9 protein-coding genes and 1 pseudogene are annotated in these 15199 nt (G+C 50.0%); 9 read left to right on the forward strand and 1 reads right to left on the reverse strand.

Features of this window, described 5'->3' with window-relative positions:
• Nucleotides 1–432 precede the first annotated feature (432 nt).
• From QUA80_RS04355 to QUA80_RS04395, 9 genes are all read left to right on the forward strand, one after another.
• Nucleotides 433–2433: a PatA/PatG family cyanobactin maturation protease gene (locus QUA80_RS04355; protein WP_333421754.1), complete on the forward strand. Its 2001-nt coding sequence runs from the start codon at nucleotides 433–435 to the stop codon at nucleotides 2431–2433.
• A gap of 96 nt (nucleotides 2434–2529) precedes the next feature.
• A complete protein-coding gene (locus tag QUA80_RS04360; RefSeq protein WP_333421756.1) occupies nucleotides 2530–2781 on the forward strand; it encodes a cyanobactin biosynthesis system PatB/AcyB/McaB family protein in 252 nt (83 codons plus the stop codon).
• Between the two features lie 27 nt (nucleotides 2782–2808).
• Nucleotides 2809–3573, forward strand: a complete 765-nt coding sequence (locus QUA80_RS04365; RefSeq protein WP_333421758.1) for a cyanobactin biosynthesis PatC/TenC/TruC family protein — start codon at nucleotides 2809–2811, stop codon at nucleotides 3571–3573.
• Between the two features lie 49 nt (nucleotides 3574–3622).
• Nucleotides 3623–5953, forward strand: coding sequence for a TOMM precursor leader peptide-binding protein (locus QUA80_RS04370; RefSeq protein WP_333421760.1), 2331 nt, complete (start codon nucleotides 3623–3625; stop codon nucleotides 5951–5953).
• Nucleotides 5954–6088: 135 nt separating this feature from the next.
• Nucleotides 6089–6340 carry a DUF5837 family cyanobactin class RiPP gene (locus tag QUA80_RS04375; RefSeq protein WP_333421762.1) on the forward strand — a complete coding sequence of 84 codons (252 nt, stop codon included), beginning with the start codon at nucleotides 6089–6091 and terminating at the stop codon, nucleotides 6338–6340.
• Nucleotides 6341–6603: 263 nt separating this feature from the next.
• Nucleotides 6604–8310 (forward strand): DUF5838 family protein, encoded by a 1707-nt coding sequence (locus tag QUA80_RS04380; RefSeq protein ID WP_333421764.1) that lies wholly within the window; start codon nucleotides 6604–6606, stop codon nucleotides 8308–8310.
• Between the two features lie 69 nt (nucleotides 8311–8379).
• On the forward strand, nucleotides 8380–9360 hold the full coding sequence (locus QUA80_RS04385) for a LynF/TruF/PatF family peptide O-prenyltransferase (RefSeq protein WP_333421766.1): 981 nt from the start codon (nucleotides 8380–8382) through the stop codon (nucleotides 9358–9360).
• A gap of 128 nt (nucleotides 9361–9488) precedes the next feature.
• Nucleotides 9489–13403: a PatA/PatG family cyanobactin maturation protease gene (locus QUA80_RS04390; RefSeq protein ID WP_333421769.1), complete on the forward strand. Its 3915-nt coding sequence runs from the start codon at nucleotides 9489–9491 to the stop codon at nucleotides 13401–13403.
• Between the two features lie 328 nt (nucleotides 13404–13731).
• On the forward strand, nucleotides 13732–14529 hold the full coding sequence (locus QUA80_RS04395; protein WP_333421771.1) for a DUF5829 family protein: 798 nt from the start codon (nucleotides 13732–13734) through the stop codon (nucleotides 14527–14529).
• A gap of 130 nt (nucleotides 14530–14659) precedes the next feature.
• Here QUA80_RS04395 and QUA80_RS04400 read toward each other — a convergent pair.
• Nucleotides 14660–15199: pseudogene (locus QUA80_RS04400) on the reverse strand (IS630 family transposase); the annotation flags it as partial.

Consider the following 15199-nt stretch of genomic DNA (forward strand, 5'->3'; position numbering starts at 1 on the left):
TACATGGTTTTTGTTTATGCAGACCAACCTGTAATACCAAATAAATACCAGCTCAGCTTAACAGGATGAAGGCACGATACCTGTACAAACTTTATCCAAATAATAAGAAATGTGTAGAACCCCTTGCATAAAATCTGTTCAGTATGTTTTTATGACTTTCAAGTTCTTGGTATAGCCGTACACAACCAGCAGCTAGCCAATTTAAACGATCGCCGGTCATCCTAAGTTCCCTAGTTTGGCAAGCATAGGATTGTGCAGTAATACAACTAATCCCTAGGGTTCAACAAACTGTCCAGCTCGTTTTTTTTCAAAGACTAAAATTCAAGCAGCCTGCTTGTCATACCTCATATTAAAGGTGAAAACGCAGCTATCAATAGGTGTAAGAAAACAACTCTATGCTGATTACTGTTTGGATGGAATAAATACGTTTAAATGCTAGATACATTAAGTACGCTCTCCCAGGGAGATAGTAGTATTTGTATTGCCGTTTTGGATGGTCCTGTTGACCAAAATCATCCTTGCTTTCAAGGCGCAGACCTAACGTATCTGCCCACCTTAGTTAAAGCGGATGCCCAGATCGGTGGCAATATGTCCACCCACGGAACCCACGTTGCCAGCATTATCTTTGGGCAACCGGGCAGTCCGGTGCAGGGGATAGCTCCCAAATGCAAGGGGATAATTGTGCCAGTCTTCGCCGACGATCGCCTCAAAACTTCCCAGCTAGATTTGGCTAGGGCGATCGAGCAAGCAGTCAATGCCGGCGCCCACGTGATCAACCTCAGTGGCGGTCAACTGACCGACTATGGCGAGGCCGATGGCTGGTTGCAGAATGCCGTCCGTCTGTGCCGAGAGAACAACGTCTTGCTCGTCGCTGCGGCTGGCAACAATAGTTGCGATTGCTTGCACGTACCCGCTGCGTTGCCCTCTGTGCTAGCGGTCGGAGCGATGGATGCTAATGGCAAACCCCTAGACTTTAGCAACTGGGGCGAAGCCTACAAAGACCAAGGCATCCTTGCCCCAGGTAAGGACATCCTGGGAGCTAAACCGGGCGGTGGCACCGACCGCCTGAGCGGTACGAGCTTCGCCACTCCGATTGTCTCAGGTGTAGCAGCCGTGCTGCTGAGTCTTCAGCGGGAGCAGGGAGAAACCCCCGACCCCCAAAAAATTCGTCAAGTGTTGTTGCAGAGTGCCTTACCCTGCGACCCTGACTTGCCAGAAGAAACCCGTCGGTGTCTGGCGGGCAGACTGAACATCCCTGGAGCCATAACGTTATTAAAAAAAGGAGGAAATATGTCTGAGAATTTCGCATCGGTGGGTGCATCAGAAGTAGAAGCAGCAGGCTGCGGTTGTGGTGGCGGCTTAACCAACGCCAGTGAAACAACTGCCGCCGCCGATGGAGGGCAACCGGCTCCTAGTTTGGTTGCTGCTGGAGCCAAGCCAGGAGCGGCGGAGGCTGTCCCTAGCAACACCCCCAACTTGCAAAACTTGATGCAATCGTTTCCTACACCTGTAACCCAACCACCAATGATGCCCAACTTCACTGCTAACTCCGTCACCGCCAGCCAAGCCCCCAGCGAACTTCCGGAGCTCGGTCAGATTGTTTATGCCCTAGGAACCCTCGGCTACGACTTCGGGAGCGAAGCCCGCCGGGACTCGTTCAAGCAACTGATGCCGCCGTTTGACATAGGGGGAGGGGTGATGGTGCCGGCGAACCCCTACGACGCCCGTCAGATGGTGGACTACCTGGGCGAGAATATTTCTGAGGCGCGATCGCTCATTTGGACGCTTAACATTGAACTGACTCCCGTCTATGCGATCGACCCCACCGGACCCTTCGCCGCTGAGTCCTACCGCGCTCTCCACGAACTGCTATCCGGTCAAATCCAACCCGAAAACGATGCCGAATACGTTGAGCGCGTCAGCATACCGGGCATCTTGACCGGGCGCAAAGTCAAGCTCTTCTCCGGTCAAGTTGTCCCGGTAATTGAACCCCAAACCACCCGCGGCATCTACGGTTGGAAAGTCAACAGCTTGGTCAGCGCAGCGATGGCAGCGGTACAAGCTGAAGACGGCACTGCTGACGAAGACCGCATCCGCAACACCTTAGATGGCTTCCTCAACCGCATCTACTACGACCTCCGCAACTTGGGAATCACCTCCCAAGACCGCGCCCTCAACTTTTCCGTCACCAACGCCTTCCAAGCCGCCCGAACCTTCAGCGAAGCGGTTGCCGTCGGCATGGAACTCGACAGCATTACTGTTGAGAAAAGTCCCTTCTGTCGCATGGATAGCGACTGCTGGGATGTGAAGTTGAAGTTCTTCGACCCTGAAAACAACCGCCGTGCTAAGAAGATTTTCCGCTTCACCATTGATGTCAGCGATCTGATTCCGGTCACGTTGGGCGAAGTTCGTTCTTGGTCTTCACCGTATTAAAGGGCAATAGAATTGGGGTGAGAGTGCCACAACAAAATGCACTCTCGCCAAGACATCTAGATTTGTTCACCCTATCTATACGGAGAATCCTCAACCATGCGACTTCCTATATTGTCTCCCCCCGTCAAACGGCCTCATTTCATCCAGCCTGCGCTGTGCGTGGATGTGGAAGATGGTCTTACCGAGGATTTGGTGCATATTCGGATGGATCTGCTCCATGGCGCTAACTATAACGATCCTTCAGCCTATGCCAACCGCAGTTTCAACCAAGTGATGCACTCTAGTGCCAGCCAGAGTGCAGCCAGCCAGGGCTGGGGCGGCTTTGGCGGCATGGGACGATTTTATTAATGAGCCACTGATAAGCCCCCAATCACGATGCCTCAGCAAACTGAAACCCTATGGCAAATTGGTCAAGCTGGTAAAGGAGGTCAGGAGTTTTCGCAGGTAGGCGGCTGGCAAGAGGAATTTACCTACGTTGTTGGGTCAGATCCAGACCCGATTAACCAGCCCCAGATGCCATCGTTGCTCGTGGTTCCCGGTCGCAAGACCAAACCGCAGAGCAAAGGAAAGCAGCTTTTTTCCACCGACAAACTGAATATCCAATTCACCCTTGCCCAAAGCTACAGCACAGGCGAACTTACGCTCTTTTACAACTTTTTTGGATCTCAAGTTGACACCCTCTGGGTTGATGGCGAGCCAGTGACCGAACTCGTCGGGGTCGGGTCAGGCAAGCCAACCAAAACCCAGATTCCCTTGCCAGCCCTCAGCGCTGGGCAACATACCCTGACCCTGACTACCGATCGAGGGTTGGGAGATGGTGCACACCGGATCGACTACCTCAAGTTAGAGGGAGTTGTGGCCCCCCAGCAACCGCAAACCCTCCAAACACCCGAAACACCCAAGGAAACTAAGGAAACTAAGGAAACTATGGCTAATGAGAAAAAGGAAACGGTGGCTAAGGAGAAAACAGAAGTAACACCCTCGGAAGTCTCCCCCACCCCTGAAGAGAAAAAGTCTTACGTGCCTACTTCCCAGACAGGGCTTTCAGATTATGCCTTCTGGTGCGAGTACGCCGAGAAGCAAGCCAAGAAGTCACAGAAACACCCTAAACCCTTCCGCCGGGGCCGCATCTGGACCTAATCCCTAGCCTGTCTTGTTATCGTCCACTTCATGACTGACTGTTCGCTCTATGCAATCCACCACACTCCTCCAAATTAAGCCCCACTTTCATGTCGAGGCGATCGAGCCAAAGCAAGTCTACCTGCTTGGCGAACAGAGCAACCACGCCCTCACCGGGCAACTCTACTGCCAAATCGTGCCTCTGCTGAACGGGGAACACACCCTGGAGCAGATTGTCGAAAAACTTGATGGGGAAGTCCCGGCGGAATACATTGACTATGTGCTCGATCGCCTCGCAGAGAAAGGCTACCTAACCGAGGTAGCCCCGGAACTATCCTCGGAAGTGGCGGCATTTTGGAGCGAGTTAGGGATTGCACCCCCCCTTGCCGCGCAGGGGCTACAGCAGCCGGTCACGCTGACAGCGGTGGGCGACAACATCAGTGAAGTAACCCTTGCTGCCCTGGCAACTGCCCTGCGGGACATGGGCATTCCGGTGCAAAACCCCACAGACGCGGATTCCTCAGCGGCGCTCAACATCGTTTTGACCGATGACTATTTGCAGCCGGAACTAGCTGCCATCAACAAGCAGGCTCTGGAGCGCCAGCAAACTTGGCTGCTAGTCAAGCCGGTGGGCAGTGTCCTCTGGTTGGGCCCAGTGTTTGTTCCCGGAAAGACAGGGTGTTGGGGCTGTCTGGCTCATCGGCTGGGGGGCAACCGCGAAGTTGAGTCGTCGGTATTGCGGCAAAAACAAGCCCAACAGCAGCGCAACGGTCAAAACGGGAGTGTATTGGGCTGCTTGCCCACAGCGCGGGCGACACTGCCTTCGACCCTGCAAACGGGGTTACAGTTTGCCGCGACTGAGATTGCCAAGTGGATTGTCAAGCAACACGTCAATGCCACTGCACCGGGAACGGCGCTCTTCCCCACCCTGGACGGCAAGATTATCACCTTCAACCAGACAATTCTGGACTTCAAAAGCCATATCTTGATTAAGCGGCCGCAATGTCCGACCTGTGGAGACCCCAAAATTTTGCAGCGGCGAGGGTTTGAACCGCTGAAGCTGGAATCGCGCCGCAAGCAGTTCACCCGTGATGGCGGTCATCGCGCCACGACGCCAGAACAGACGGTGCAGAAATACCAGCACTTGATTAGTCCGGTGACGGGAGTCGTAACAGAACTGGTGCGGATTACTGACCCAGCTAATCCCCTGGTGCATACCTACCGAGCGGGGCACAGCTTCGGCAGCGCCACCACCCTGCGGGGACTGCGCAATACCCTGAAACACAAGAGTTCTGGCAAGGGCAAGACCGATAGCCAATCTAAAGCGAGTGGTTTCTGTGAAGCAGTGGAGCGCTATTCTGGCATCTTTCAAGGAGACGAACCCCGCAAGCGGGCAACCCTGGCGGATCTAGGAGACTTGGCGATTCATCCAGAGCAAAGTTTGTGCTTTAGCGATGAGCAGTATGCCAACCGGGAGAGCTTGAACGCGCAAGCAACGGTGGCTCACGATTGGATTCCCCAGCGGTTTGATGCGAGTCAAGCCATTGACTGGACTCCGGTGTGGTCGTTAACAGAGCAGACCCATAAGTATCTGCCTACAGCGATGTGCTACTACCACTATCCCTTGCCCCAAGAACATCGCTTCTGCCGGGGTGACTCCAACGGTAATGCTGCCGGGAACACCCTCGAAGAAGCTATTCTGCAAGGGTTTCTGGAACTGGTGGAGCGCGACAGTGTGGCGCTGTGGTGGTACAACCGCTTGAGGCGTCCGGCGGTGGACTTGACGAGCTTTGATGAGCCGTATTTTGTTCAGTTGCAGCAGTTCTACCGGGAAAATGACCGAGATCTGTGGGTGCTGGATTTGACTGCCGACTTGGGAATTCCAGCTTTTGTCGGGGTGTCGAATCGGAAAACGGGAAGCTCGGAACGATTGATTCTCGGCTTTGGGGCGCACCTCGACCCCACTATTGCCATCATCCGCACCCTCACAGAGGTTAACCAAATTGGCTTGGAACTGGACAAAGTGCCAGACGAGAACCTGAAAAGCGACGCAACGGATTGGTTACTCACTGCGAAGCTGGCGGATCATCCCTATCTGGTTCCTGATGCCGCGCAACCCCTCAAGACGGCCCAGGATTACCCCAAGCGTTGGAGTGATGATATTTACACCGATGTCCTCACCTGCGTAAACATTGCCCAACAAGCGGGACTGGAGACCTTGGTCGTGAATCAAACCCGACCGGACATTGGTTTGAATGCGGTCAAGGTGACAGTGCCAGGAATGCGGCATTTTTGGTCGCGGTTTGGGTCGGGGCGGCTCTATGACGTGCCGGTGAAGCAGGGGTGGCGAGATGAACCGCTCGCTGAGGCGCAGATGAACCCCACACCGATGCCATTTTAAGTATTTTTAAAGTTTGCGGGCGACTCGCTTTCGCTACGTACCGGATGTCGCCCGACGAAGCTTCTTCTCACGAAGAAGGGGACTGGCCCACCCCAACGGGTCAATAAACTCAGCAACAAAATGAGGATTATTCCCATGAATAAGAAGAACATCCTGCCTAAACCAGGCAAACCCGTGATCCGTGGCATCAGCGGTAAACTCCCCAGCCACTTGGCTGAACTCTCTGAGGAAGCTCTCGGTGGCGCTGGTGCGGAAGCATCTATCGTCCCCTGTATTTGTTCCTACGATGGTGCGGAAGCATCTATCGTCCCCTGTATTTGTTCCTACGATGGTGCGGAAGCATCTATCGTCCCCTGCATCTGTTCCTACGATGATGGTGATGCCTAAATCTCTCAGATTTGCGAATCGCCAGCAGATCGCGTCTAGAGCCTAGTCCAGATTCGGTAACATTGCAGTTTACTGTCCTAAATACCAGAACTAAAGGGTGCTAGGCTTTAGGCTAGAGACGAGGCCCAAGAGGTTTAGATAGCAAACTTTTTATAAAGTGTTGTGTTCCTTCTTCGGTCTCGTCTTTTGTGTTCAAGATGCACTCAAGCTCCTAACCCAGTCATTCAGATTTTTCTTTGTGCGAGTTATCTTTATCGAAAACCATGCAGAATAATTCAATTAGTCCTAGTGTTCCTACTAAGTCCAACCTGACACCCGAAGTCGAAAACGTTCGTGCTTTTTATAACAAAAATTCTATCAACTTCAGTCGGATGGTTCCCGATCCGGTAGCTAGATCGCATAACCTTAGCCTAGCGGCTCGTATGGGGATACAGCCCGGAAACTATATCTTTGATGCTGGTTGTGGTGCGGGAATCCCTGCGATTCATATTGCCCAGTCGTTTCCGGGCACGCGGATTGAGGGGATAACGATTTCTGAGGTGGAAGCGGCAGAAGCTCAAATTCGGATTGCCCAAGCCAACTTGGTCGATCGGGTACGGGTGCAAGTGGGTGATTTTCATGCGCCACCGTTTCCCGACGAAGTTTTTGATGTGGTGTTTTTCAACGACAGCATCAAGTATTCTAATCGAGTACCTCAAGTCCTTGCCGAAGCCAAGCGCGTGCTGCGTCCGGGGGGAACCTTATACATCACAGGTTTGTTTGTTAAAGAGCCACCTCTTTCTCCGCTAGAGCAACGATCGTTTGATGAAATCAACCAGCAAGAAATGCAAGGCAGCCATGTTATTCCTCTGAAGAACTTGGTTGAGTTGGTCGAGCAGGCGGGTTTCCAAGCCATTGAATATGACGAAAACCAAACGGTTAAGATGCCAGCACTCGGTTTGCGCCTAGCTTCTGCGAATTTATTGCACCCGCATCTACCTGTATTTTTTGGTGATATTAAAGCGGTAAAACCTGCAAGAGCGATCGCTCAAAATCGAAGACAACCTTCTGGTGTGACCTCCAGTCTTACTCGGAATCGTCATGAAGAAAATTTACGTTACATTGAAGATCACAAACAAATTTTTGACATTGAAAATTCCTATCTATTAAATTTATTTGAAGAATTTGTCGGAAAACAACAGAAAGATCAAGGTGGTTCTATTGCCTGCGGTTGCAATATTGAAAAAGATCGTAGTTATCCAGCTCGCTTTTATTACTGTTTTGAAAGTTTACCCTCTAATCCAGCAGCGAAATTACTCGATTTGGAAGCGTTTCTATCCTTCTGTAATCACATAGAAAAAAGACCAGAATTTAGGATTAATCGTTGGTTACTTCAGCAGTTTTTAGCTACAGGCCTAGATCCTTCTAAGATACTGAATATGAGTTTTGGTATCGATGTTCGTCCAGAACCAAGGCATTCACGGATTAAGTTGTATCTTCTCATCAGAGATTATCCTGAAAAGATAGCAATTGCGACAGCACTTTGTGGAGAACTGCGCGATTGGGAGAAACTAATTGTCAATGGGACGTTATTGGTTGGATTTGACTTTTTCTTTGACAATCGAGCTGCTGTAGAAGTTTATCCCACGTTCTACCCAGCCGACCTCCAGCGCCCAGATGTTCAAGCGTATTTAACTTCGACACTGCCTGCAAAAGCACTTACCCTAATTGATCAGAGTAAGTGGTTTCAAATCGGTATTAGCGACGAGAACGATAGTGATGTTCTCTATTTCAATTCCGTCAAGTCTCCCAACAGTTTTGTTGGCAAACTGGGGAATGAGATGGTTAAGCAAGTTCAGGCTCACTATCAAAATCGAGTCTTTCACGATCTCTACATTGGTATTCCTGAATCTGAGTTTTCTGGTGAGTCAATTCAGAGAGCTAAGATGTACTACATGATGAATGACTTGATGAACAAGAAGGGAGCGTGATGAAGATAGACTCTAGATCAACTCTGAATGAGTTCATATACTTCGCATTAGATACTTACAAACTGTTTCATGATAAATATGAATATGACGATCAATTCTGTGTTTTCACATGATTATCTACGAGAGCAGCGCCTTCGGTTCATGCGGACTCATCGAGATGCTTTCGATGTAGAACCTAGTTTTCCGATCCCTCTCTTTGAAGAAGCTGTTCTTGCAATAGAAGGTCCCTGTGGTGTTGAGCCTACTTGCAACGTTGAAGGCGATCTCTTATTCGCAGGAGATTTTCAAGTCTCTAACTACGGACATACTTGGCCTAGATCGCTGATCGATGCCTCAAATTTTTTAGATAAAGTTGAACGCAGAATAGACGTTAAAATCAATCGTGACTTGCTCGATCGGTTTTCAGTACTATATATCGGCTCTAGCAAAATCGAAAATAACACTATAGGCATTGACTTACGTCCGACTCTTCAGGATTCTGCGATCAAGATATATATGCACATTAATCATGGGGAAGGTAACGAAGATTTAGTGCTGAGTGCGATCGCACTTGATGGTGCTAAATATTCGGCTGAGTTGACAGAAGTCTTAATTAAAGATGTTGTTGTGATTGGATTTAATCTTTTCTTGGATGGTCGTAGTAACATAGAAATATTGGCGGGCTCTCCAGGAGAAAAATATCAACTTCAAGGAAATTTCGGAAGATATCTCGATGCCTACATACGCAAAAATTTTTCACGTAAAGTAAATTATATGTTTAATGTTTCAGATTTCATAACGGCGAGTTTTTCTAGACAAAAGATAGATCCAGCCTTCCATTTTCACTTTTTTGATATCAAAGACATACCAAAATATTTTGCGTTCAATAGCTTGGGCGATAAGATTTATGACTTTTGTCAGAGTCAGGACTGCGTTACCTATGCTGGTGTAACGGCCAAAGAGAGAGATTTGGAAAATAGTCGATTGGAAAACTATAGTTTTTTTTACAACCAAAGTGATACATGTCAACGGGATATAGAAAGAGGTCAATTGGCGAAATTTGCTTCGTAAAGTGAGTCATTTGTGCTTGTCGATCCTGCTGCGACTAATCTTCAAACAAAATACCGATCCCGATCGCTTCACCGATCGCTGCTGTCATTGATTCACTGCCCAATCATCGTTTCCCATTATCCACTACCATGATTGCTCATCCCTTCGCTGTTTCCCTCAACCCCAATATCCAAGTTGAAAGTACCGACGACCACTACACCCTGCACTCGGCAGAATCCGATCCGACTGCTTTGCTAACCCTAGCCACAACGCCCGGAATCGGTATTGCTCTCGATCGTCTCAAGGCAGGCAACACCACCCCCGACTCACTGGTGCAAGGGTTAGCCGAACTCGATGGTCGGGCAGCCGGGGAACAGTTCGGGCGGATGCTACAACAATTGGATGAGCGGGGTTGGTTGAGTTACGCCGTGTTGCCGCTGGCAGTGGCGGTTCCGATGGTGGACTCTGCCGAGTTGAATCTGACCGAACCCTACTGGACACAAACCCGTCTCACTCTCTCCCGCTTTGCCTATCAGCATTCCTACGACGGCACTATGGTGCTGGAGTCCCCCCTCTCGAAGTTTCGGATTAAACTCCTCGACTGGCGGGCAAGTGCGCTGCTGGCTCAACTCGCCCAGCCCCAATCCTTAGCGACACTAACGCCACCGCCCTACCTGGGACCAGAAACCGCTTATCAGTTCCTCAACCTGCTGTGGGCAGCGGGATTTCTGACGGCTGACCCTGAACCCTCCTCGCTCCAGCTTTGGGACTTTCACAACCTGCTGTTCCACAGCCGCAGCCGCTTGGGTCGCCATGACTATCCAGGAGAAGATATTAACATTGAGCAGTGGTCTGATTTTCCGGTGGTCAAACCGGCTATGAGCGATCGGATTGTGCCGCTGCCGCGTCCGAACTTGGCAGCGTTGATGAGTAACGATGCTACGTTAACAGCCGCGATCGAAACGCGGAAATCGATTCGAGAATACGACGAGGCACATCCAATCACCATAGAACAACTCAGCGAACTGCTGTATCGCAGCGCCCGTGTCAAAGACATTCTTCGAGTGGAGGAGTGGTTTGGTGAAAATTGGCGGGAAAAAATTTGTTTTGATGCGGATATTAATTATGGTGAGTTGAGCCGTCGTCCTTATCCTGGCGGCGGAGTAATGTATGAGCTAGAAATTTATCCGGTGGTGCGGCGATGTGAAGGCTTAGATACAGGTTTATATCACTACGACCCATTGAACCATCAACTCGAGCAGATTATTCCGGCAGAAAGCGATATTTTCTCTCGGTCAGGTTATGAGTTTCTCAACAACCTACCAAGCTTTTGGGGAAAACCACAAGTCCTTCTCGTGGTTACAGCGCGGTTTGGACGGCTGTTCCGCAAGTATCGCTCCTTTGCCTATGCGTTATTGCTGAAACACGTCGGAGTGTTGCAGCAAAATCTCTATCTAGTGGCAACGAATATGGGTCTGGCTCCCTGCGCGTTGGGGGCTGGAGATAGCGATGGTTTTGGACAAGCAGCAGGTTTGGATTATGTGGAAGAGTCGGCGGTAGGTGAGTTCATGTTGGGCTCGCTGCCGAAGCGGGATGTGCAAGCGAGTGGAGTTGAGTCAGTTCAAGAAGTTGACCCCTCCGATGAGTCTGCGGAGGTAGCAGTCTCGGAGAGTACGGTTGAATCGGATAGGGGTGAGGCGGAACCTGAGCCTGCTGAGGTTGGGTTTCGTTCCTCAACTCAACCTACATCTGAACAAGATGTTGGGTTTCGTTCCTCAACCCAACCTACAGAATCGACGGAGGCAACAGAGGCAGCGGTTTCGGTGAGCGAGGCTGAATCTGTATCCCAGACAACGACTGAAGTCATGGACTCAGAGGCTTCCGAGAGTGAAGTGGAATCGGATGTTGTAGTGAATGAAACTGAATCAGCGGCTATTTCAGCCAGTGGGGTTGAGAGTTCAGCAACCCAACTCCCGGCAGCGCTCCATCCTCACGACCTTGACGATCGCATCCCTGGACTCGCCCACCTACGCAACCAAACCCTAGGCGATCCCCGCATCACGATTGTGGTGATTGAAGGCAACCCCGACCACTCCCTGTCCTGTTTCCAGAGCCCTGAAATTTCTAAAGTCTTTCCTTACTGGGAGGATGCTCCAGAGCCGATTTCCGCAGAAGAGTACGCAACCTTCCGAGCCATTGAGGATAGCGATCGCCCGAAACAGGAAAAAGAAGCAGCACTCAAAGAGGCTTTTTCGGAACCGCTTAGAGGCCGTCTTAAAATCGATGACCATACTTCCCACGTCACCAGCATCATCGTAGGTCAAGAGAACACCCCTTCTGCTGGTATTGCTCCCCACTGTCGCCTGATTAATCTGCCGCTTAACACCACAGGGATTCAGGAAGAATTTATCTCTCCCCTAAACCTAGCTCGTGCCTTTGAGCTAGCCCTAGATTTGGGGGCAAATATCATTCACTGTGGAATCTGCCGCCCCACCCAAACCGGCGAAGGGGAAGAGCTATTCGCTCAAGCCGTAAAGAAGTGCTTGGATAACAACATTCTGGTCGTCGGGCCAGCGGGTAACGGTTTGGGTGAATACTGGTGTCTGCCGGGTGTATTGCCAGGAACCCTGCCTGTAGGAGCAATGGATCTAGGCAGTCCACCCGCCCACTACAGCAACTGGGGAGGCAATTATACCGAAGAGGGGATTATGGCTCCTGGTGACGACATTTGGGGAGCGCAACTGGCAACCGAGAAACCCAGACTCAGAACGGGAACCAGTGGAGCCGCCCCCATCGTGACCGGAATCTCGGCGCTGCTGATGAGTTTGCAACTGCAAGAGGGCAAACCCGTCGATGCTGAAGCCGTCCGAACGGCACTGCTCAAAACCGCAATTCCCTGCGACCCAAAGGTTGTAGAAGAACCGGAACGCTGTCTGCGCGGCTTTGTCAATATCGGCGGCGCAATGAAGCTGCTGTTTGGGCGACCCTCCTTCACCATTTCCTTCGCGGGCGATCGAGTGACCCGCACGGAACGGGCCGGCTATGCCATGCCTACCGCTACGGTTGCCCCGACAAGCATCGCAGCCGCTATGACAGACACTGCCGTTAGCCCAGCCCTGCAACCCGCCACCCCTGCCACACTAACCGAGGCATCCGTCACCGCCGCCGCGACTCCCGCAGACACAGGCACTGTCGAAGCCAGCACCGCCTTCTCTGGCAACGTTTACGCCCTAGGGACGATCGGCTACGACTTTGGGGATGAAACCCGCCGCGACACTTTCCAACAACAGATGGCTCCCGCCGAAGTCAACGGCATTATGGTGCCGCCAGACCCCCACGATCCTCGCCAGATGGTCGAACACCTCGATCGCAACCCCGATGAAAGCCGTTCCCTGATCTGGACATTGAACCTCGATGGAGACACGATATATGCCCTAGAGTCAAAGGACGGGGATGTCTACGAGATGTTTGTGCTGATGTTGGCGGGGCAACTGGAGCCAGAAGCCAGCGATGAATTTGTAGAACGGATCAGCATACCCGCCCGACGCACCAAGCGCACGGTAGAACTTTTCTCCGGTGAGGTTGTGCCTGTAGTGACGGTACCTAACGTGCGGGGAATGTACGGCTGGAAAGTCAATACCCTGGTGAACTCGGCGATGGCGGCAATCTCCCGTCAGGTGGACGAAGCCCAAGAACCCCTCGTGCGACAGGCTCTGATAGCCTTCCTCAACCGAGTCTACAACGATCTTCGCAATGTGGGGCAGACTTCGCGCGATCGCGCCCTCAACTTCGCCGCCACCAACATCTTCCAAGCCGCTGTGACCTTTGCTCGGGCGATCGTCGATCGTCGTCAACTCGACACCATTAACGTCGAAAAAAGCCCGTTCTGTCGCCGAGACAGCGACTGTTGGGATGTCAAGCTGGTGTTCTACGACCCGGAAAGCAGTAGTCGGGCGCGCAAGGTCTTCCGCTTTACCCTTGATGTGGTACAAATGATGCCGGTGACTTTGGGTCAGGTGAGGAGCTGGTCAATCCCTGGTAAAGTGAGTTCAACGCACCGGTGACGGACTCACGCCACAAGAGTCGGTATGGCGTGAGCTTCTGGGCAATTCCAGAATTTCCTTGAACTGAGATCTTGCACCATTCTCAATTAGCCTTTCATGGGCGGGCGGGACGCCCAACCCCTACTCCCCACAAGAAAACTCACTCTTCGCTTCACAGGCCGGAAAGCCTGTGAAGCGAGAATGATGCAATATATCAGTTCAACGTACTCGTAATTTTATGAATAATCCTAATACCTTGGCGCGACTTAAGTTAAAGAGTTTTTATGAACAGGCATCTTGTCTGTTCCACAACCACAATTTGTATTACTAAGGCTCAATCAGTAAAAACATGGGAATAGAATTTAACCATTTATATGTTACTCTCGACACAGAAACGCTAGAGTCGATCGCCAAATCAGAGTTCATCAGCCAAGAATTCTGCACAATATCCAGAGATACCGTAGAAACTGATAAAGAGAGTTGGGCGGGAACTTATCTCAGGGGAAAACATAGCTATATTGAGCTTTTTGCTCCTGGGGGTGTGGAAGGGTTTAGGGAAGGTTTTTCGGGTATAGGTTTCAATAGTAAACAAGCAGGACAGATTGATATTGTAGATGAAAAGCTAAAATCCTTAGTAGCCCAAGAAACGTTTTCTGGTTTGCAAGTTCGTCAAACCGAAGATAGAAAAGTGCCCTGGTTTCATTATTTGGCGCTCCAATCAGAGACAGAACCCTTCAATGCGTGGTTGATGGAATTCCATCAGGATTATTTAGACTATAAAAACATCAAGCTTACCAGTGCTGGTTGCTTTGACCGTGCTGCTTATCTGAAAAACATTGCTACTTCCGAAACTTCTTTGTTTGACGACATTTCAGAAGTTCATCTGGAATTGACTTTAGCGGAACACGAGCAACTAGGATTACTACTTCGAGTCTTTGGCTGTGACTCATCTTGCGTAGCAGATATTACTACCTATCGTTCTCATGGTTTTACTTTACAAGTATCTCAGAAAGTTGCTCCCAGTTATCGAATTCGCAAGGTTGTTTGCACGATGAAGGCTCAAGTTCATCAGGAAAGAAAGTTCACTTTCGGTGATAATGCACGGTTAAATGTGGGTGGAGAGTTGGCAGTTTGGGAGTTTGGATAACTGAAGAAATAAGTTAAAAATTAAGGCTTTCTTAGACTAAACATGATACAGCATTTTTAGGTAAGTGAGGTACATAGCAAAGATAGAGGACAGTGGTTAATATTAATTCCAATGCTAAGCTGTTGCACATTTAAACTGTGATACAAGCATTGCCCTTATTTTTGATTTTGCGACCCCATTTAATTATTAATTGCCCTTCATTTAAGAGGCGGTGCAATAAATACTCTAGCTCTTCAATAGATGTAAAAAGTCGATTGGCAATATATTCTTTTGCCGAATGCCATACTAATTCAATTAAGTTATAGTCTGGGCTGTATTCGGGGAGGAATTCTATCCGGAAGATTAGGCATTTCTGTTCCAATTATTTTCAGGTACTCTTCTTTCTTATGAAAACTAGCATTATCCAGAACAATCACTATTTTTGCTCCTTTTTCAGCAAATTCTGAGGCTCGATCTCCTGCTGATACCCATTCATTGATTAGCTCTTTATAAAAGAGTTTTAGCACTAGATGAAAATTATATGAATTGCCTTTTTTGAGGAATTCTACCCACCTTTTTTTATCCGAATTCCTCACTCCTCCCATTACATTAACTCTGCCTTTTCTTCGGTCTCCTCTGACCTTTTTTCGGCTTCCTTTTTTACACCAGTTCTTTCTTCTGGTGACTCTTA

The sequence above is a fragment of the Microcoleus sp. F4-D5 genome (assembly GCF_036704885.1).
Classification (GTDB): Bacteria; Cyanobacteriota; Cyanobacteriia; order Cyanobacteriales; family Microcoleaceae; genus Microcoleus.